The organism is Sphingopyxis sp. CR5 (assembly GCF_059693785.1).
Genome location: NZ_JCATIE010000013.1, coordinates 77,160 through 95,869, shown reverse-complemented (window position 1 = coordinate 95,869; position 18,710 = coordinate 77,160). Strand labels below are relative to the sequence as shown.

The window sequence follows — 18,710 nt, the reverse complement described above, 5'->3', positions numbered from 1 at the left end:
GCCAATCTAGGCGCGAAGGCCGCATCCTTCAAATGCTTCGAACAAAGATACGAATTCATCGGGGACCGGCGCGGGCGCCCCGCGCGCTTCGCCGACATGCACGTTGACCAGAAGTCCGCCGGCGCGCAGATCCTCGCGGCCCTTGCCATGCAGTTCGAACATATAGGTCATCGACGAACGTCCGACGCGTGACGCGCGTACGCAGATATCGATTTCCTCGTCCAGAAGGATCGGCGCCTTGTAGTCGACTTCGGCCCGCGCGACGTGGAATTCGGGGCTCGCGTGGTGCGGCCAGCGGTCGTGGACGCCCGCGGCGCGCCAATATTCGGTGATGCCGATGTCGAAATATTCGAGATAGCGGCTGTTGAACACGACCGCCTGCGCGTCGATTTCGGCGTAGCGCACGCGCTTGGTGATGTGGAAGCGAAAGTCGCTCCGGGCCATGGACGATCCTTTGGTTAGCGATGGGGCGCGGCAAGCCGCGCGACGGTGTCGATCAGAAGCGCGACGTCGCTTTCGCGCGAAAGCCGGTGGTCGCCGCCCTTGACCAGCGTCACCTGTACGTCGTCGCTCGCGAGCGCAGCGGCCAGGCGCAGGCTGATGTCGGGCGGAACGTCGCCATCCTCCTGTCCGTGGAGCAGGCGAACGGGACAGGCGAGCGGGATGTCGCCGCCAAGCAACCGGTTTGCCTCGCCCGACTGCCAGAACAGCCGCGTCGTGACATAGGGTTGGTCGCTATAGGGAGTCTCTTCGCGCAGTTCGCCCTCGGCCTGGAGGATCGCCTTTTCCTCGCTGGTAAAGCCCCAGTCGGTGAAGTCGGGCGCGGCCGCGATGCCGACGAGCCCCGCGACGCGCGCCGACCCGTCGCGCTGCGTCAGCGCGAGCGCCGCAAGCAGCATCAGCCAGCCGCCCATCGAGGACCCGACGATCAGCACCGCCCCCTCGGCCTTCGCATCGATCAGGTCGAGCACGTCGCCGCGCCAGTCGGGCAGGCTTTGGTCGATGAACAGGCCATCCGATGCGCCGCATCCGGCATAATCGAGCAACAGGCAGGCCCGACCCTCGGCGGCCGCCCAGGCGAAGAGCGCGCTCGCCTTGCCGCCCTCCATATCCGACATATAGCCGGGGAGGAACACGATCGTCGGCCCGCCGCCGCGCACATGCCGATAGGCGAGCCGGGGGCGGCCGGTTCTTTCGAGATAGTCGGGCGGCGCGAGGTCGGTCACGGCGCGGTCAGATCACCCAGTCGACGGTCTGCATTTGCGCGACCGCCTGGCCCTTGGCGCGGCGCTGTTCGACCATGATCTTGTTGAGCCGCTGGATCGTGTCGCTGCCCGTCGTGATGCACCAGCCCGGGACGAGCGCATGGACGAGCGCGCACAATCCGCCCCAGATCATCGTCAGGCCAAAGCGCGAGGCGACCCCGAAATGCTCGAGGTAATTTTCATCGACGCTCTTTGGGTGGTCGACGAACAGGCGCTTGAACATGGCGGCTCCTTTCCGGTTGCCGCCGCCCTAGCGGGGGCAGGCGATTCCGGCAAGAACGCGCGCGCATCGACTGCGCATCGACAGGGCGAGCGGACCGAAGCCATCCACGAGGGTGTTCGGGCGATACCTACTCGCTCAGAAACGCATCGACCGCTTTCGCAAAGGCGTCCGGCTGGTCGAGCATGACGAAATGGCGGCTGCCGTCGATGCGGACCAGCGTCGCGTCCTTCACCGGTGCGAAGGCGCCCTTGTAGAGTTGGTCGACTTGATCGGCAGACAGGACACTGGCGTCGAGTGGATACACGATCGTCACCGGCGACAGGATCGCGCCCAGTTCGGGCCGAAGATCGGTCGTCATGTCGTCGTACATCAACTGCGCCGCGACCTTCGCATCGGCGGCCGCCGTCCAGGCCTTGACCTGCGCGCGGCCGGTTTCGGTCGCCGACATGATCTGCAGCGTCCGTGCATCGGCTTCGGCATTGTCGCGCGCGCTCATCATCGCCCGCATCGTCGCGGCCTGCGGTTCGACGGTTTCGACTGTTGCCGTCGGACCGAACAACATGCCGAAAAAGGGCAGGCTGTCGACGACCATCAGCTTGCCGACCTCTTGCGGCGCGCGGGCCGCGATCATCAGGCCGGTCAGCCCGCCGAGCGAATGGCCGATGATCGCGGGCGCAGGACGGCCGGCGTCGGTGATGCAATCGTCGATATAGTCCGCAACTTCCTTCATCATCGGATCGAGCACCGGGCCGTCTGCATTGGGACCGGCATCGCCGCCGTCAAAGCCCCGCACTTCGACCAGGTGCAACCGGTATCGTCCTTTCAGACGCTTGGCGGTCGTGTCCCACACCGCGCGCGGCGAGGACAGGCCCGGGATCAGCACGACGTCGGGCCCGCTGCCTTCGACCTTTACGGTAATGCGTTTGCCCGCGACCAGCGGTGCGGAACAACTCGCTTCCGGCTCGGCCGCGCGGGCGTGGCCGACGATGGGGTCGGCGACGCACAGGGCAAGGAGCGCCGCGATAACGAATGATGCTCTCATGGGGTCAATCCTTCAGGAATATCTCTTCGATCCGCAGGCCGAAAACATCGGCGATGCGAAAGGCGAGGGGGAGGGAGGGGTCGTATTTGCCGGTCTCGATCGCGTTCACCGACTGGCGGGACACCTCCAGCCGTTCGGCAAGGTCGCCCTGGCTCCAGTTCCGCTCGGCGCGCAGAACCTTCAGGCGGTTCCTCACGAACCGCGTACCCGTTGCGCGATCTGCGCGAGACCGAGGCCGATCGCCCACACGGGGACGACCATCCAGCTTTCGACGTGCGGCACGACCTTGAAGCTTTCGAGGAAACCCCACACGGTCGCGACGATCAGCAGAAGCCCGAGCCCGAACAGGGCCTGGCCGACATAGCGCATCCGCAGATATTCGTCGGTTTCCTCGACCAGATAGCGATGGAGCGACCAGACGAAATAGACGATCGGCAGCGCCGGCAGCACCGCGATCAGCCACAGCAAGGGCCCTTCGGGCTGCCATGCCTTGTTGACTGAAATCGCAAAGAACAATGCGCCCACATAACTGAAGGCCCATATCAGTCCGCGCCGATTGTATTTTTTGAGCGCGGGGGACGTACAGCCCCCGAAATCACCGCCGCGTTCGGTCGAGCGCACGAGCGGGATCAGCAGCAGCATCGGCGGCAGCATGACGAGCATCGTCCAGAAGCCGGCGAGGCCCGCGAACCGCGCGCCGAACCCCGCTCCGAACATTGCCGTGACGAACGCGAGTCCCCAGTAAAGGGGCGCGCGATTGCCCGGTACTTCGGCATCCTCTGCCATGTCAGGCAACCTTGCGGCGACGCGTGCAGGGCTTGCCGTTCAGCGTCGTCACCATGAGCGCCGGAAGGACCACGATCATCGTCTGCGCCAGCGATCGGGGGATCAGATCGAAGATACTGGCCAGCGCGAAGAACAGGCTGGCGGTGATCCAGGGCAGGGCGCGGCGGATGGATGGCATGGGTCAAGCTCCCTTATTAATGAGTAAAGGAACATTGACATAACTTGGCGCTGTTGTCAAGGTTAGTTTACACAAAGACAAGGGTGCTAGTCCGGGCTCGGGGCTTTAGTCGTGGTCGCCGGCGCCATTCCTGTCTCTCGCCCCATGCCGCATCCGCCAGTTGACAAGGTGTGCGCTGGCAAGGCCGATGGCGCCGGCGGACGTAAACCACCGGTCGGCGATTTCCGGATCGGCCACTCCAAGCCATCCGCCGTGCGCAAGCAGGCCCAGCACAAGCAGCGTCAGCCCGCCGGCCGCGAGCGCTGCCGGCGCAATGCGCCGGTGACCGCGCCAGCCGTCCGACATCGCAATGGCCGCAGCCGGCGTCGCGAGCAGCAGGATCGCGGCATGGGTCCATTCGGGCAGCGACAACCAGGCACTCAGCGCAGGCGCGAGCAGCAACAGCAAGGGGAGCGCAAGACAATGCACCAGACAGGCGAAGGACAGGCCGACGCCGACGGCGTCGGACAGCCGCGCGCGGGGGGAGGGAAGGCACATGGGAAACGCTTTCTCGATTGGGCTCGCGGGCCCACATAATGTTACACTATATCATTGCAAGCGCGAATTGCGAAACCAGCCCTTGCCGCCCATATCGCATGCTGGCAAAGGAGCCCGGCAAATTTTGCCCAGAAAGGCCTGTTTTTCGATGTCCGACATGATCCGCGTCACCCTTCCCGACGGCTCTGCCCGAGAAGTCGTGCGCGGCACTACCCCGGCAGAGATTGCCGCCGACATCGGACCCGGCCTCGCGAAAGCCGCCCTGGCGGCCAAGGTCGATGGCGAAGTGCGCGACATTACGCGTCCGCTCGATGCCGACGCGAACCTTGCCCTGATTACCGGCCGCGACGAGGCCGATGCGCTCGAACTCGTGCGCCACGACTATGCGCATATCCTCGCCGAGGCGGTGCAGGCGTTGTGGCCGGGAACGCAGATCACCTTTGGCCCGGCGACCGATGACGGCTTCTACTATGACGTGAAGGCGCCCGAGAGCCGCGATCCCTTCTCGATGGACGATTTGCCCGCGATCGAGGAAAAGATGCGCGAGATCATCCGCGCCGACAAGCCGCTCCGCCGCGAGGTGTGGGGCCGTGACGCGCTGATCGCCAAATGGGAAAAGGACGGCGAGGTCTTCAAGGCCGAGTGGGCGAAGGAACTGCCCGAGGGCGAGGATCTGACCGTCTATTGGTCGGGTGACGACTGGCTCGACATGTGCCGCGGCCCGCACCTTGCGAGCACGGGCAAGGTCGACCCCCAGGCCTTCAAGCTGATGCGCGTCGCGGGGGCCTATTGGCGCGGCGACCAGCGCAATGCCCAGCTCACGCGCATTTATGGCACCGGCTGGCTCAACAAGAAACAGCTCGACGCGCATCTGCACAAGCTGGAAGAGGCGGCGAAGCGCGACCACCGCAAACTCGGACGCGAAATGGACCTGTTCCACCTGCAGGAAGAGGCGCATGGCAGCGTTTTCTGGCACCCGCACGGCTATATCGTGTGGCGCGAGCTGGAGGCCTATATGCGCCGCGCGATCGACGGCGCGGGCTACAAGGAGGTCAAGACGCCGCAGGTGATGGACGCGCGCCAGTGGGAGGCGTCGGGTCACTGGGGCAAATATCGCGAAAACATGTTCGTCATCCCCGACGAGGTGCCGAATATCGAGGACGAAGGTCCGCTCGTCTCCGACGCCGCCGAATGGATGGCGTTGAAGCCGATGAACTGTCCCGCGCACGTCCTGATCTTTCGCCAGGGGATCAAGTCGTACCGCGACCTGCCGCTGCGTATCTACGAGAATGGCTGCTGCCACCGGAACGAGCCGCACGGCGCGCTCCACGGGCTGATGCGGGTGCGCCAGTTCACGCAGGACGACGCGCACATCTTTTGCCGCGAAGACCAGATCGTCGACGAGGTTCAGTCCTTCTGCAAGCTCGCCGACCGCATCTATCGCGACATGGGTTTCGACGGCTATGCGATCAAGCTCGCGCTACGCCCCGACAAGCGTTTCGGCAGCGACGAAATGTGGGACCAGGCGGAGGCCGAACTGCGCGATGCGGTCGTGCGTGCGGGGCTGGCGACCGACGATTATGGCTGGGAGGAACTGCCGGGCGAAGGCGCTTTCTATGCGCCCAAGCTCGAATGGCATCTGACCGATGCGATCGGCCGGACGTGGCAGGTCGGCACGATCCAGTCCGACCGCGTGCTTCCCGAGCGGCTTGACGCCTCTTACGTGGCCGAGGATGGCGAGCGGCATCGCCCGGTGATGCTCCACCGCGCGATCTTCGGCAGCTATGAACGCTTTATCGGCATCCTGATCGAGCATTTCGCCGGTCGCTTCCCGACCTGGCTCGCACCGGTGCAGGCGGTGGTCGCGACGATCGTCAGCGATGCCGACGGCTATGCGAAGGATGCGGCGGCGCAGCTGGAGGCCGCGGGAATCCGCGTCGAAACCGATCTGCGCAATGAGAAGATCAACTACAAGGTGCGCGAGCACAGCCTCGCCAAAGTCCCCTACCTGCTCGTCGTCGGCAAGCGCGAAGCCGACGAGGGCACGGTCGCGATCCGTACGCTCGGACAGGAGGGGCAGCGCATCCTGCCGCTCGCCGAGGCGATCGCGATGCTGAAGGGCGAAGCGACTCCGCCGGACCTCAGGGATTGAGCACCCGCCCGCGGCGCGGCTGGCTACGCTGGGCGGCGCTCGTCGCGCTGCTCGGCACTGCGCTGCTTGCGAAGGGCTATTGGAACGCGACGCGCGATCCGATCGTGCGCAAGGCGTCGGTGGAGGTCGCAAGCTGGCCGGTGGGGCAGCCGCCGCTCACCATCCTCCTGCTGTCGGATACGCACGTCGCCGGTCCCGACATGCCGCCCCGGCGGCTCGCGCGGATCGTCGCCGATCTCAACCGGTTGCGGCCCGATCTCGTGCTGGTCGCGGGCGATCTCGTCAGCGAAAAGCGCGCCGCGACGCACATCTATACCGCCGCCGAAGCGGTCGCGCCGCTTGCGAGGCTGCGCGCGCCGCTCGGCGTCGTCGTCGCGCCGGGCAATCACGACCATTGGTTCGCGCCCGACGCGCTGCGCAGCGAATTGGAGCAACAGGGGCTGCGCGTGCTGCAGAACGAGGCGGTCAGGCTCGGTCCGCTGATCGTCGGCGGCGTCGATGACGATTATTCGGGGCACGATGATGTCCCGGCGACGCTTGCGGCGATGGACCGGCTCGGGCCGGGCGTCCCGCTGCTCCTCACCCACAGTCCCGACATCGTCCCCTCGGTGCCGCGACCGGTTGCGGCGATCTTTGCCGGCCATACCCATTGCGGGCAAATCCGCTTCCCGCTCGTTGGTGCGATCAGCTATGTCTCTCGCTATGGCGACCGCTTCGCCTGCGGCGATATCCACGACGGGGATCAGCGCGTCTTCGTTGGCGCCGGGCTCGGTACCAGCATCCTGCCGCTCCGCTATCGGACTCCGCCCGATGTTTGGCTGGTGACGATCGGGCCCAAGGCGCGAGCCGGGTGACCGCTCTGCACGCGATCCTCGGCATCGCGCCGCTGACGCTTGCCGGGGCGGCGGCGATGACCTTCGCGGCCGCCTATGTGCGCGGGCTTACGGGCTTCGGGATGGCGATCATCCTCGTGCCGCTGCTCGGCCTGATCATTCCGCCGGCGCAGGCGGTCGTGCTCGGCATTCTGCTGCAACTGTTGATCGGGCCGGTGGGGATCGGGTTGATCCATGCCGATGCCGACCGGGCGACGGCGATCCCTATCGGCCTGACGGCGATGGCGACGACGCCGCTCGGAATGGCGGTGCTCGATGTGACGCGGCCCGATGTCGCGCGGCTGCTGATTACCGCGGTTGCCGTTGGCGCCTTCGTCGCCGTGCTGCTGCCCAAGCAGCCCGAGGGGCACCGGCCGGGCCGCGGGGCGGTGTTCGGCACCGGGATCGCCTCGGGGTTGCTGACCGGCTTTGCGGCGATGCCCGGACCGCCCGTGGTGCCTTTCTACCTGCGCCGCTCGCTCGACCCCAAGGTAGCGCGTGCATCGATGCTCCTCATTTTTTTCCTGACAGCGATTGCCGGAACGCTTGCGGCGCTGTGGGTCGGGATCGCGACCGCCAGGCTGTTTCTGTTCGCGCTGCTGCTCTTTCCGCCGATGTGGCTCGGCAATCGCGTCGGCGGCAGCCATTTCGGCCGCGTGCCGCCGCATGTCTGGCAGGCGATGGTCGCCGTTGTGCTGGGATTGGCCGCACTCTCGGCGGTGGTGCGGATCATCGACTAGAGGCTCCTGAGCGCGCGCGCCGGGCGCGCTGAAAGGAGCGGCCAGCTTCCGGCTATCCCGATCAGAAAGGACAGGCCGGCGCCGCCAAGCAGCGTCAGGCCGACGATCACCGGGTCGGGGGCGAAGGTGAAGTCGAAGATCTGCGTCACGACATACCACGCCGCCGCGAGGCCGAGCGCGAGCGACAGCAGCGCGAGGATCGCCGCGAGCAGGCCGTATTCGACGCCCTGCGCGCCCAAGATCTGCCCGCGCGTCGCGCCGAGCAGCTTCAGGATCACGCTGTCATAGACGCGGCGTTCGCGGCTCGCGGCGATCGCACCGATGAGCACCGCGATGCCGGCGAGGATGGCGATGCTCGCGGCCGCAGCGATGGCCTGGCTCATCTGCGTGAGCAGTGTCGTGACCTGCGATACCACGTCGCGTACCTGGATCAGCGAGGCCGAGGGGAAGGCGCGGGGGAGGCTGCGGGCGAGTTCGGTTTCGGCCCGCGGGCTGACCGCCACCGTCGCGACCATGTTGTGCGGCGCCGCGGCGAAGGCGCCGGGCGAGAAGACGAGGACATAGTTCAGCCCGAAATTGTCCCACTCGACGGTACGGAACGAGGCGACGGTCGCCTGCACCTCGACCCCGAGCACATTGACTGTCAGCGTGTTGCCGATCTTGAGGCCCAGCGTTTGCGCGACATCCTGTTCGACGCTGACGAGGGGCGGCCCCTGATAGTCGGCGGGCCACCACGTACCGCCGGTCAGCGTGCTGCCCTTTGGCAGGTCGGGGCTGTAGGTCAGCCCGCGGTCGCCGCGCAGCACCCACGCACCTTCGGGCAGGGTTTCGAGTTCGTCGACGCGCTGGCCGCCAAATTCGGTGATGCTGCCGCGCAGCGCCGGAATCATGTTGACCTCGGCTTTCGGATCCGCCTGCGTGACGAGCGACCGGAATTGCGCCGCACCATCGCGCGGAATGTCGAGGATGAAGAAGCTCGGCGCGCGCTGCGGCACGGTGCGCGCGATCTCCGCCGTGATGCTCGTCTGGACGGCGGCGAGGGTAACGAACAGCGTGAGGCCAAGGCCGAGCGCGACGACGAGCGCCCCGGTCGCCGCGCCAGGGCGGTGGAGGTTGGCGAGCGCGAGGCGTAGCAGCGGGCGCTTGGGGCGCGGCAGCCGGCTCGCGAGGCGCCGCACCAGCCAGCCGAGCCCGACAAGGATAGCCAGTAGCGCAGCCGCCGCGCCGATGAAGCCGAGCGCGAACAGCGGCTCGCGCGCGGTGCCGACCGCGAGCGCGACGATTGCGGCGAGCGCGGCGCCGACGGCGATCACCGTCCGCCTTTCGGGGCGCGCCATGCCGTCGATGGTGGCGCGGTACAGCCCGGCGGCGGGCACCTGCCGCGCTGCCGCGAGCGGCGGCAGGGCGAAGACGATCGCGATGAGCAGGCCATAGGCTGCACTGACCGCGAGCGGCAGCGGATAGACGGCGAGGCCGGGCTTCACCGGCAGCACGTCGCCCGCGACCCCGGTAATCAGGCTCGGCGCCAGCGCCCCGGCGACCAGTCCCGCGCCGATCGCTGCCGCCGCGACCGTCAGGATCTGCAACGCATAGATGCGCATCACCGTACCGCTGTCGGCCCCGAGCACCTTCAGCGTCGCGAGGCTGGGCCGCTTACCCGCGAGATAGCTGGCGACGCCGTTACCGACACCGATGCCGGCGATCACCAGCGCCGCGAGCCCGACGAGCGCGAGGAATTGGCCCATGCGTTCGATGAAGCGCCGCGTGCCGGGGGCGCCGTTGCTGCGGTCGTTGACGTCCCAGCCGGCGTCGGGGAATTCGGCCGACAGCCGCTTGCCGACCGCGGCGGGATTGGCGCCGCCGGGCAGACGAACGCGATATTTGCTTTCATAGAGGCTGCCGGGCTGGATCAACTGCGTCGCGGGCAGGTCGTCGATGCCGATGATCGCGACGGGCCCGAGCGTGAATCCTTCGCCGAGGCGGTCGGGCTCGTCGGCGATGATGCCGTCCACAACGAACGCTTTTTCGCCGAACTTCACGCGCGATCCGGCTTTCAGCGCCAGTCGCGAGGCGAGATCGGCGCCGATCCACACGCGCCCCGGTGGCGGGGGTCCGCGCCGCGAGCCGGCCGCCAGCCGCATGGTGCCATAGAGCGGATAGGCGGCGTCGACCGCTTTCAGCTCGGCGAGCAGGGCATCGCCGCCGGGCACGGTTGCCATCGCGCGCATTCGCACCGTCGCCGACGTCGTTCCGGCACGGCGGAAAGCGGCCATTTCGGCGGGTGTGGCTTCGCGCTGCGGCAGTTCGAATTCGACGTCGCCGCCGAGGATCGTCTGTCCGCGGGTTTCGAGTTCGGAGGTGATGCCGCGCGTCAGGCTGCCGATCGCGGCGAGCGTCGCGACGCCGAGGAACAGGCACACCGCGAGCAGCCGCAGCCCGCGGATGCGCGTCGCGAGATCGCGGCGGGCGACGCGCCAGAGGGTCGCGAGCGGGAGCATCAGCTGCGCGACCGTTCCTCGATCCGCCCGTCGTGCATCGTGACGACGCGGTCGCAATGGTCGGCGAGTTCGGGGTCGTGGGTGATGATGAGCAGCGTCGCGCCGAGTGCGGCGCGGCGCGCGAAGATCAGCTCGATGATCGCGTGGCCGGTCGCGGTGTCGAGATTGCCGGTCGGCTCGTCGGCAAAGATGATCGCGGGTTCGCTCGCCATCGCGCGGGCGATCGCGACGCGTTGTTGCTCGCCGCCCGAAAGCTGGGCGGGATAGTGGGTCAGGCGATGGCCGAGGCCGACCGCCTCGAGCTCGGCCGCCGCGCGCCCGAAGGGATCGGCGTGTCCCGCAAGCTCGAGCGGGACTGCGACATTTTCGAGCGCGGTCATCGTCGGCAGGAGGTGAAACGCCTGGAGCACAATGCCGATGCGCCCGCGCCGCGCCCGCGCGAGCGCGTCTTCGCCCATCGCGCCGAAATCGAGCCCGGCCACCTCGATACGGCCGCCGTTCGCGCGTTCGAGCCCGGCGAGCACTGCCATCAGCGAGCTTTTTCCCGACCCCGACGGGCCGAGCAGCGCGACCGAGGTGCCGGCCGCGACCTCCAGATCGACGCCGCGCAAAATTTCGACGGGGGCCTTGTCGCTCCCCAGCGTCAGCGTCACATTATGGGCGGCGATCGCCAGGCCTGGCGAAGGTCGGAGCGCGTCGGACAAGGAAGGACCCTTTGGATATGAAAACCGCCGGATGGCGTTCGGCCTTCATATATGGTTGCGCCGTGGCGCTTTGCCAACCGCTTGCCGCGTGTGGCGGCGCCGATGCACCTGCGGCGAAGAGCGAACGGGCCGATGCAAAGGCCGCGATTCCCGACGATGCGCCGCTGGTCATCGCGTTCGGCGACAGCCTCTATGCGGGCTATCAGCTTGGCCCCAGGGAAGGGCTCGCGCCGCAGCTTCAGGCCGCGCTCGCCGCCGATGGCGTCGCGGCGCGGGTGCAGAATGCCGGCGTGTCGGGCGACACGACCGCGGCCGGGCGTCAGCGGCTGGGCTTCGTGCTCGACAATGCGAAGACCAAGCCTGCGCTCGTGCTGCTTGGGCTCGGCGGCAACGACATGCTGCGCGGGATCGATGCGGGCCAGACGCGCGCCAATCTCGACGCGATGCTCGCCGAGCTCAAGCGGCGCGACATTCCGGTGCTGCTCACCGGCATGGTCGCCGCGCCCAATCTCGGCGCCGATTACGCCCGGAAATTCAATCCGATCTACTCCGAGCTTGCGACCAAATATGACGCGAGCCTCTATCCCTTCATCCTCGACAATGTGGTGACCGACCCGTCGTTGATGCTCGGCGACCATATGCACCCCAATGCCAAAGGCGTGGCGGTGATCGCGAAGGGCCTTGCGCCGCTGGTCGAGGAGCAATTGCCCGACAGCGAATAGCGCGCATCAGCCCTCAATATTCGGCCGATAGCGCCGGCTGCCGCGCAGCGTCTCGCCGCTGTCCATCTCGACGTCGAAGTCGCCGCTCTTGTGCGTGAGGACGCACCGGATCGCAGCCCTGCGGACGAGCCGGCTCCGGTGGATGCGCGCGAAGCCCGCGGCCGCGAGTTCGGCCTCGATTGCGCTCAGCGTCGCGCGGTGGAGCAGACGCTGCTCTTTCCATGCAATCTCGACATAATTGCCCGCTGCCGCCACATGCTCGATCTCGTCGACGGGCAGGTGGTGGGTGACCGAGCCGTCGCCGACCGCGAGTGTCGGGCGCACCGGCACCGAAGCCGGGGGAGCCGCATAGCGCGCGACGAGCCACTGGACGAGGAAGAGGATGAAGACGAGTTCGACATAGGCCGACACGTCCTTGCGCATTTCATAGAGCAGCGGGCTGCCGTCGGGCGAGGTGAAGTGATAGGTTTCCCCGATCGCCCACCACGCCGCGGTGCGAAAGGCCACCATCAACGCGATATGACCGAGCGAGACCGGGATCGCGAGCAACGCGTGGATCGTCGCGGTGGCGGCGAGCCCGAAGCGCGGCGGGCGGATATGGCGCACGCTGAACCAGCAGGGGATCATCATCACCGCCCAGGCGAGGAGGCTGCACCCCTCGAGCAGCCACGCGATCGTCGGCGATGTTGCGAGGCCCGCGCCTTGGCGGTCGGCGATATAGGAATAGACGTTGGCGGCGATGCGGACGACGCCGAAAAGGAACATGGCCGCGAGCAGCAACAGGGTCAGCGTCCGCGCGCTGAGTCCGCTCGTCCCCGCTCCGCCGCCGCTCGTCCCTGACCGCTGCTCGTCCGTCACTGTCGCTCCGCCATTCGTCCCGCTGGTCTCGCCCGGCGTCCGTCCCATCGCTTAGCCGCTCGACGTGGCCCCGGCAAAGGAGATCGAAGGTGGCGCGGACGACACGGCATTATGGGATGGACTGGCTGAGGATCGGCGCGTTCGCGCTGCTGATCTTTTATCATATCGGCATGTATTTTGTGCCCTGGGGGTGGCACGTCAAAACGCCGCACCCGATGGACTGGGTGCAAATCCCGATGATGGCGACGAATAGCTGGCGGTTGCCTCTGCTCTTCCTCGTCTCGGGTTACGCCAGCGCGGCGTTGTTCGCAAAGATCGGCGGCATTGGCTCCTTCTTGCGCTCGCGCAGCGCGCGGCTGCTCATCCCGCTCGCCTTTGGCATGATCGTCGTCATCCCGGTGCAGCCGTGGATCGAGCTTGTCACCCAGCACGGCTATGTCGGTGGCTTCCTGCATTTCTGGCTGGCCGACTATTTCCGTTTCGGTTCGCTGGACGGGATCGTCCTGCCGACGTGGCAGCATCTGTGGTTCGTCGTCTATCTTTATGCCTACACCTTGCTCGCGGCGATCCTGCTGGCCGCGATCCCCGAGCGGACGCGGGCACGGTTTGCCGACGGTGCGGTGCGGCTGCTCGCCGGCTGGGGACTGTTGATCGTGCCGCTTGCGGTGTGGCTGGCCATCCTCTTCGCCTTTCCAGGCCATCGCGAGACGCACGCGCTGGTCGACGACGGGCCGAACCATCTCCATTATCTTGTACCCTTCTTCATCGGCTGGCTGCTGCGCGTCCGGCCGGTGCTTTTCGATGCGGTTGCACGCTGCTGGCCGGCGGCTGCGGCCGCTGCCGTCGCGGCCTATGGCTATGTCGCGTGGGCGCTGTGGGCCGCGCCGGGCGAAGGGCCGCCGCCCGAAGGCGTCGTGACCCTCTTCATGGTGGTGCGGCTGGTGCAGGGCTGGATGGCGATCGTCGCCCTCGTCGGGATCGCCGATTGCTTCGCCAACCGCGACCATCCGCAGCGCGCGATGCTCGCCGAAGCGGTCTTTCCTTTCTACATCATCCACCAGACAATCATCGTGCTTGTCGGATACTGGCTGCTGATCGGGCGGGTCGGGGTGGCCGCGTCCTTCCTGCTCTTGATCGTGGCGACCGTCGCGGGGTGCTGGGCCTTCTATCTCGGCGGGCGGCGGGTCGGCTGGTTGCGGCCGCTGATCGGATTGCAGCGCCGCGCGTGACAGGCGTGCGGCTTTGTGCCAGCGTCGCCGTACACGGATTGCGGAGGATGACATGGGTATCATCAAGGGACTTGCGGCGATCGTCGGCGTGGCGGCGATCCTGATGGGCGGCCTGTGGATTTTGCAGGGACTCGACATTGTGCACTGGCCGTCGAGCAGCTTCATGCTCGGCGATACGCTATGGACGCGAAACGGGGCCATCGTGGCGATCGTCGGGGTTGTCCTGATCTGGTTCTCGCGGCGGCCATGACCGGATTTGTCTTGCGACTACAAATGTAGTTGATCTGTATTGCCGATCTGATACAGTCTGCTCCCGCCGGGGGTTGGAGTGGAGATCGACAGCATGCAACTGCACAGTATTTTTGGCGCCGCGCTGCTCGCCGCGGCAGGGCCGGCGCTCGCTATTTCGTCGGGGCCGGCCGCAGCGCGGCAAGCGGACGCGGCGGTCGATGCCAACGCGATCGCCGAACATTATGCCGCGTTGCTGGAGCGCGACTATGTCTATCCGGACACCGGGGAGCGTTATGCCGCCGCGCTTCGGGCGGCGATCGCGGCGGGACGCTATGCCCCGCTGTCCGGGGCTGCGCTGGCAAAGGCCATCGATGCCGACATCGACTCGGTCCAGCCCGACGGGCATCTGCGTGTCCGGCCGCCCGAAAGCGCGGAGCCGGCATCGGGCGGGCCGGCCGGGATGCCGCGCGGTCCCAAGCCGCCGGTCGAGCAGGCGGGGTGGATCGCGCCGGGGATTGCCTTCATCCGCTTCAATCTTTTTCCCGACGATGCGGCGGTGACCGCGGTCGCCGCGAAGTTCATGGCGGACCATGCCGGGGCGAAGGCGATCATCTTCGATATCCGTACCCATAATGGCGGGGGTATCGAGCAGATGAACACCATCTTTCCCTGGCTGTTCGCCAGGCCGACGCGGCTGGTGACGATGGCGACGCGCGCCTCGGTCGACGAATCGGGGGAGGGACCGCTCGGCGCCGATTCGGGGCTGCGGCTGGTCGCCGGCGATCCCGGCATGGTGACCCGCGAACATTGGGCGACGCCGAACGACGATGCGCGGCTGCGCGACGCGAAAGTCTATGTCCTTACGTCCGAAGCGACCGCCTCGGCCGCCGAACATTTCGCGCTGGCGATGAAGCATACGGGTCGCGGCGTGCTGGTCGGCAGCGCCACCGCCGGCGCCAATCATTTCGGCCGCGGCGAAGAGCTGGGAGGTGGATTCCGCGCCTTCATCCCGGTCGGGCGCACCTATGATCCGATCACGGGCAAGGATTGGGAGGGTGACGGGGTGCAGCCGGACATCGCGGTGCAGCCCGCCGATGCCCTGATGCGCGCGCTGATCGAGCTTGGCGTCGAACCCGGGGAAGCGCAGCGTCTCGGCGACGNCCGCCGATGCCCTGATGCGCGCGCTGATCGAGCTTGGCGTCGAACCCGGGGAAGCGCAGCGTCTCGGCGACGCGTACAAGCCCGCGTGGTCCATGGAGCGGCGGCGGCCGCGCGCGGCGCGCTGATGGCGTCCCGGATGACCGTGGTCAGCACCCCGCCAGTGCCGGCAGCGCGTCGCCGTCGACGCGCATGACCGTCCATTCGTCCATCATCCTGGCGCCGAGGCTCTTGTAGAAGCCGATCGAGGGCGCGTTCCAGTCGAGTACGGACCATTCGAGCCGCGCGCAGTCGCGCTCCATGCAGAGCCTGGCCAGGTGGGCGAGCAGCGCCTTGCCGAGCCCCGATCCGCGCGCCGCCGGACGCACGAACAAATCCTCCAGATAGACGCCTGGCTTGCCTTCGAAGGTCGAGAAATTGTGGAAGAAGAGCGCAAAGCCCTGTGCCGTCCCGTCGATTTCGCCGATCACCACTTCGGCATAAGGCCGCACGCCGAACAGCTTGTCGCCTAGCGTCGCTTCGTCGAAGCGGACCTCGTGCAGCAATTTTTCATAGTCCGCGAGTTCGCGGATAAAGGCGGCGATGAGCGCCAGGTCGGCGGGCGTGGCGGGGCGGATGGTCAGGGTCATGTCCGCGCTCTGTCGGGTTGGATGCGCGCTGTCAAATCGCCGCGCCGCACGGTCCCATTATTTGTAGACGCACGCGTCGAGCCCGTCGCGACGCACGACGCCGATGCGAGCGCGGATCGTGTTGCCATAGCGGCGGGTGAAGCCCGAGGGGCTGATCGCTTCGCGCTTTTTGGGCAGCGGCAGGATCGCGGCGATCCGCGCTGCTTCGGCGGGCGCGAGCTTGCCCGCGCCATGCTTGAAATAGCGCCGTGCCCCCGCTTCGACCCCATAGGTGCCGATCCCCGTTTCGGCGACGTTCAGATAGACTTCCATGATCCGCCGCTTGCCCCAGATCGTCTCGATCAGGAAGGTGAACCACACCTCTGGCACCTTTCGCACGTAGCGGGTCCAGCCGCTGCCTTGCCACAGAAAGACATTCTTTGCCGTTTGCTGGCTGATCGTGGATCCGCCGCGCAATTTCTTGCCTGTGGCATTGCGCTCAAGCGCGTCTTCGATCGCGTCGCGGTCGAAGCCGTTATGGCTACAGAATTTGCCGTCCTCTGCCGCGATCACCGCGCGCACCATGTTGCGGTCGATGTGCGAGAGGCCGGTCCAGTCCTTGGTGATGCCATTGGAATCGGCCAGCATGGTAAAGGTCACCGGCGGCGGAACGACCGCATAAAGCAGCACCCACAGCGCGCTGATCGCCATGAACCAGGCCAGCCATTTGAAGGGCCGCAGATACCAGGGAAGCTTGCGGCGGCGGGCTTTGGTCGCGGGGCTCATCGCCGCGTCTCTATCGCAGCGCGGGGCGATCGGACAAGCGGCTCATTCGGGAAAGCGCACGACGCTGTTCGCCGGCGGCAGCGCCGGACCGGGAGCGAGCGGCGGTGCCGGCTGCCACGGCGTTCCCAGGTCGTCGATCGACCGATAGCCGCCGATCCGCGTGGCGCCCTCGATCAGAAAGGGCAGGCCCTCGGCCGCGAGCGGCGAGGGCGCCGACGCGACGTGAAAATGGAGGTGTGGGGCGGTGCCCTGACCCGTCAGGCCGAGGTGCCCGATCACCTGTCCGCGCGTCACCCGGTCGCCGGGTTTGACGAGCAGGCCCGGTTGCAGATGCTCGTAAAAGGCATAGCGGCCGTCGCCGAGGTCGAGCGCGATATAATTGCCGCTCGCATCGCCGATCGTTACGTCGGGAATGTCGGCGCGCAATTCGGGCTCGGCGAAATCGTCGCGCGTTGCGGACACCACCGCATCGGCGACGGCGAGTACCTCGGCCCCATAGCTCAGCGAATCGGCGAGCGTCTTGCCGTCCGAGCGGTCGAAACGCCCTTTGGCGTCGATCTTCATCCAGTCGATCGCGAAACGGCCCGGGATCGTCGCGTGCCCGGCGACGGCATAGGGCACCCGACGATGGCCGCGCTCCATCTCGGGCGCATAGACGGCAACCCATGGGCCTCCGCGCAGCGGCGGGCCGAGACGGGGGAGGGGGTGCGCGTCGATCGCGACGCGCCCGGCGTTGACGATGTGCGGCCCCGTCGGGCGCGCCAGCGTCACACGGTGCGCGAGCGCGTCGGGCGTGCGGCCGCCCGTCAGCGGAACGTCGAGATAGGCGATGACGCGTTCGCCCGGCGCGATCGCCGGCCCTTTCAGGTCGCGTCCAGACGGGACGTGGCCAAGCGCCGTCGTCAGCGCTTCGCCCGACAGCGCAAGCAGGACCGTCCCGTTCGCGGCATCCTCCACCGCGATGCGGACCAGCGTCAGCGGCTCCGACGCGAAATTCGTGAGGTGCAGCTCATAGACGAGGTGGCGGGCGTCGCCGATCCGCACCACGCTGGGCCGATAGGGGATGTCGGCATCGAAAGCGTCGATGACGGCGTGCTCCGGCGGAACCGGAGCTGCGATGGGCGCGGCGAGAGCTGCGAACAGGGGAAGAAGCCACATGGCGCCACCTTAGGTCAGGCGGCGCCACTCGCAAATGGTCCGCGTCAGGCGCCGATCAGTCGGCGCTCGCCGGCGAGCTTGAGCATCGCCTTTTGCAGCTTTTCGAACGCGCGCACCTCGATCTGGCGGACGCGTTCGCGGCTGACGTCGTAAACCTGGCTCAGATCCTCGAGCGTTTTCGGATCGTCGGTCAGGCGGCGCTCGGTCAGGATATGACGCTCGCGCTCGTTCAGCGTTTCGAGGGCTTCGTTGAGCAGGTCGTGGCGCACGTCGCGCTCTTCGGCGTCGGCGACGCGCTCGTCCTGCAGCGGTTCCTCGTCGCCGAGCAAATCCTGCCATTGGCTGTCGCCATCCTCGCCCATCGGAACGTTGAGCGACGTATCCCCGCCCATCGCCATGCGGCGGTTCATGCTGACCACCTCATCCTCGGTAACGCCCAGATCCTTGGCGATCTTCGCGACATTTTCGGGGCTAAGGTCACCATCCTCGAACGCTTCGAGGTTGTTCTTCATCCGGCGAAGGTTGAAGAACAGCTTCTTCTGTGCCGCGGTGGTGCCCATCTTCACAAGGCTCCACGAGCGCAGGATGAACTCCTGGATCGACGCGCGAATCCACCACATCGCATAGGTGGCGAGGCGGAAGCCGCGTTCGGGATCGAACTTCTTCACCCCCTGCATCAGCCCGATATTCCCTTCGGAAATCAGTTCGCTGACCGGCAGCCCATAGCCGCGGTAGCCCATCGCGATCTTCGCGACGAGACGAAGGTGCGACGTGACGAGCTGCGCCGCCGCCTCGCTGTCGCCATGCTCCTGAAAGCGTTTGGCGAGCATATATTCCTGCTCGGGGGTGAGGAGCGGGAATTTGCGAATCTCGGCCAGATAGCGGTTCAGGCTGGCTTCGCCGCCCAGCGCAGGCACTACGGCCGGAACATTGCTCTTGTTAGCCATTGAAAGAGTGTCTTCC

General features: G+C 67.0%; 22 protein-coding genes. 7 read left to right on the top strand and 15 right to left on the bottom strand.

Going from position 1 to position 18,710, the window contains the following annotated elements; genetic code table 11:
• Positions 1–6: 6 nt before the first annotated feature.
• The 8 genes from AC58D2_RS18095 to AC58D2_RS18060 all read right to left on the bottom strand — a co-directional run bounded on the left by AC58D2_RS18095 (position 7) and on the right by AC58D2_RS18060 (position 4,031).
• Positions 7–444 (bottom strand): acyl-CoA thioesterase, encoded by a 438-nt coding sequence (locus tag AC58D2_RS18095; protein ID WP_497392479.1) that lies wholly within the window; start codon positions 442–444, stop codon positions 7–9.
• Positions 445–458: 14 nt separating this feature from the next.
• Positions 459–1,226, bottom strand: coding sequence for an alpha/beta fold hydrolase (locus AC58D2_RS18090; RefSeq protein WP_497392478.1), 768 nt, complete (start codon positions 1,224–1,226; stop codon positions 459–461).
• Positions 1,227–1,233: 7 nt separating this feature from the next.
• Entirely contained in the window at positions 1,234–1,488 is a 255-nt protein-coding gene (locus AC58D2_RS18085; protein ID WP_497392477.1) for a DUF6356 family protein, read from the bottom strand.
• A 127-nt stretch (positions 1,489–1,615) separates the two neighbouring features.
• Positions 1,616–2,530: an alpha/beta fold hydrolase gene (locus AC58D2_RS18080; RefSeq protein ID WP_497392476.1), complete on the bottom strand. Its 915-nt coding sequence runs from the start codon at positions 2,528–2,530 to the stop codon at positions 1,616–1,618.
• A gap of 4 nt (positions 2,531–2,534) precedes the next feature.
• Positions 2,535–2,726, bottom strand: a complete 192-nt coding sequence (locus AC58D2_RS18075; protein ID WP_497392475.1) for a helix-turn-helix transcriptional regulator — start codon at positions 2,724–2,726, stop codon at positions 2,535–2,537.
• The gene (locus AC58D2_RS18070) at positions 2,723–3,316 is read right to left on the bottom strand and encodes a hypothetical protein (RefSeq protein ID WP_497392474.1); all 594 of its coding nucleotides are present in this window, start codon (positions 3,314–3,316) and stop codon (positions 2,723–2,725) included. The genes AC58D2_RS18075 and AC58D2_RS18070 overlap by 4 nt, the downstream gene beginning before the upstream one ends.
• A 1-nt stretch (position 3,317) precedes the next feature.
• Positions 3,318–3,494, bottom strand: coding sequence for a hypothetical protein (locus AC58D2_RS18065; RefSeq protein ID WP_497392473.1), 177 nt, complete (start codon positions 3,492–3,494; stop codon positions 3,318–3,320).
• Between the two features lie 105 nt (positions 3,495–3,599).
• Entirely contained in the window at positions 3,600–4,031 is a 432-nt protein-coding gene (locus AC58D2_RS18060; protein ID WP_497392472.1) for a MerC domain-containing protein, read from the bottom strand.
• 148 nt (positions 4,032–4,179) lie between these two features.
• On the opposite strand from AC58D2_RS18060, the gene thrS reads away from it, so the two are divergent.
• From thrS to AC58D2_RS18045, 3 genes are read left to right on the top strand one after another with little or no spacing between them, the layout of a single operon-like run.
• Positions 4,180–6,183: a threonine--tRNA ligase gene (thrS, locus tag AC58D2_RS18055; protein WP_497392471.1), complete on the top strand. Its 2,004-nt coding sequence runs from the start codon at positions 4,180–4,182 to the stop codon at positions 6,181–6,183.
• A complete protein-coding gene (locus tag AC58D2_RS18050) occupies positions 6,180–7,037 on the top strand; it encodes a metallophosphoesterase (RefSeq protein ID WP_497392470.1) in 858 nt (285 codons plus the stop codon). The genes thrS and AC58D2_RS18050 overlap by 4 nt, the downstream gene beginning before the upstream one ends.
• Positions 7,034–7,795 (top strand): sulfite exporter TauE/SafE family protein, encoded by a 762-nt coding sequence (locus tag AC58D2_RS18045; RefSeq protein WP_497392469.1) that lies wholly within the window; start codon positions 7,034–7,036, stop codon positions 7,793–7,795. Before AC58D2_RS18050 ends, AC58D2_RS18045 begins: the two co-directional genes overlap by 4 nt.
• On the opposite strand, the gene AC58D2_RS18040 is transcribed toward AC58D2_RS18045, so the two are convergent.
• Positions 7,792–10,293, bottom strand: a complete 2,502-nt coding sequence (locus tag AC58D2_RS18040; RefSeq protein WP_497392468.1) for an ABC transporter permease — start codon at positions 10,291–10,293, stop codon at positions 7,792–7,794. The genes AC58D2_RS18045 and AC58D2_RS18040 overlap by 4 nt on opposite strands.
• A complete protein-coding gene (locus tag AC58D2_RS18035; protein ID WP_497392467.1) occupies positions 10,293–10,997 on the bottom strand; it encodes an ABC transporter ATP-binding protein in 705 nt (234 codons plus the stop codon). Before AC58D2_RS18035 ends, AC58D2_RS18040 begins: the two co-directional genes overlap by 1 nt.
• A 17-nt stretch (positions 10,998–11,014) precedes the next feature.
• Here AC58D2_RS18035 and AC58D2_RS18030 point away from each other — a divergent pair, with 17 nt between their 5' ends.
• Complete coding sequence (locus AC58D2_RS18030; protein ID WP_497392466.1) at positions 11,015–11,719, top strand: arylesterase; 705 nt, start codon at positions 11,015–11,017, stop codon at positions 11,717–11,719.
• Between the two features lie 6 nt (positions 11,720–11,725).
• On the opposite strand, the gene AC58D2_RS18025 is transcribed toward AC58D2_RS18030, so the two are convergent.
• On the bottom strand, positions 11,726–12,625 hold the full coding sequence (locus AC58D2_RS18025; RefSeq protein ID WP_497392465.1) for a LytTR family DNA-binding domain-containing protein: 900 nt from the start codon (positions 12,623–12,625) through the stop codon (positions 11,726–11,728).
• Between the two features lie 68 nt (positions 12,626–12,693).
• Between AC58D2_RS18025 and AC58D2_RS18020 the strand changes: the two genes are divergently transcribed.
• The 3 genes from AC58D2_RS18020 (at position 12,694) to AC58D2_RS18010 (ending at position 15,391) form a co-directional block, all read left to right on the top strand.
• Entirely contained in the window at positions 12,694–13,806 is a 1,113-nt protein-coding gene (locus tag AC58D2_RS18020) for an acyltransferase family protein (RefSeq protein WP_497392515.1), read from the top strand.
• A 52-nt stretch (positions 13,807–13,858) separates the two neighbouring features.
• Positions 13,859–14,056 carry a hypothetical protein gene (locus AC58D2_RS18015; protein ID WP_497392464.1) on the top strand — a complete coding sequence of 66 codons (198 nt, stop codon included), beginning with the start codon at positions 13,859–13,861 and terminating at the stop codon, positions 14,054–14,056.
• Positions 14,057–14,149: 93 nt separating this feature from the next.
• Positions 14,150–15,391 carry a S41 family peptidase gene (locus AC58D2_RS18010; RefSeq protein WP_497392463.1) on the top strand — a complete coding sequence of 414 codons (1,242 nt, stop codon included), beginning with the start codon at positions 14,150–14,152 and terminating at the stop codon, positions 15,389–15,391.
• Here the strand turns inward: AC58D2_RS18010 and AC58D2_RS18005 are convergent.
• From AC58D2_RS18005 to rpoH, 4 genes are read right to left on the bottom strand one after another with little or no spacing between them, the layout of a single operon-like run.
• Complete coding sequence (locus tag AC58D2_RS18005; protein ID WP_497392462.1) at positions 15,345–15,824, bottom strand: GNAT family N-acetyltransferase; 480 nt, start codon at positions 15,822–15,824, stop codon at positions 15,345–15,347. The genes AC58D2_RS18010 and AC58D2_RS18005 overlap by 47 nt on opposite strands.
• A gap of 57 nt (positions 15,825–15,881) precedes the next feature.
• Positions 15,882–16,589 (bottom strand): monofunctional biosynthetic peptidoglycan transglycosylase, encoded by a 708-nt coding sequence (mtgA, locus tag AC58D2_RS18000; protein ID WP_497392461.1) that lies wholly within the window; start codon positions 16,587–16,589, stop codon positions 15,882–15,884.
• A gap of 42 nt (positions 16,590–16,631) precedes the next feature.
• Complete coding sequence (locus AC58D2_RS17995) at positions 16,632–17,747, bottom strand: M23 family metallopeptidase (RefSeq protein WP_497392460.1); 1,116 nt, start codon at positions 17,745–17,747, stop codon at positions 16,632–16,634.
• 44 nt (positions 17,748–17,791) lie between these two features.
• Positions 17,792–18,694: an RNA polymerase sigma factor RpoH gene (rpoH, locus tag AC58D2_RS17990; protein ID WP_497392459.1), complete on the bottom strand. Its 903-nt coding sequence runs from the start codon at positions 18,692–18,694 to the stop codon at positions 17,792–17,794.
• Positions 18,695–18,710 lie beyond the last annotated feature (16 nt).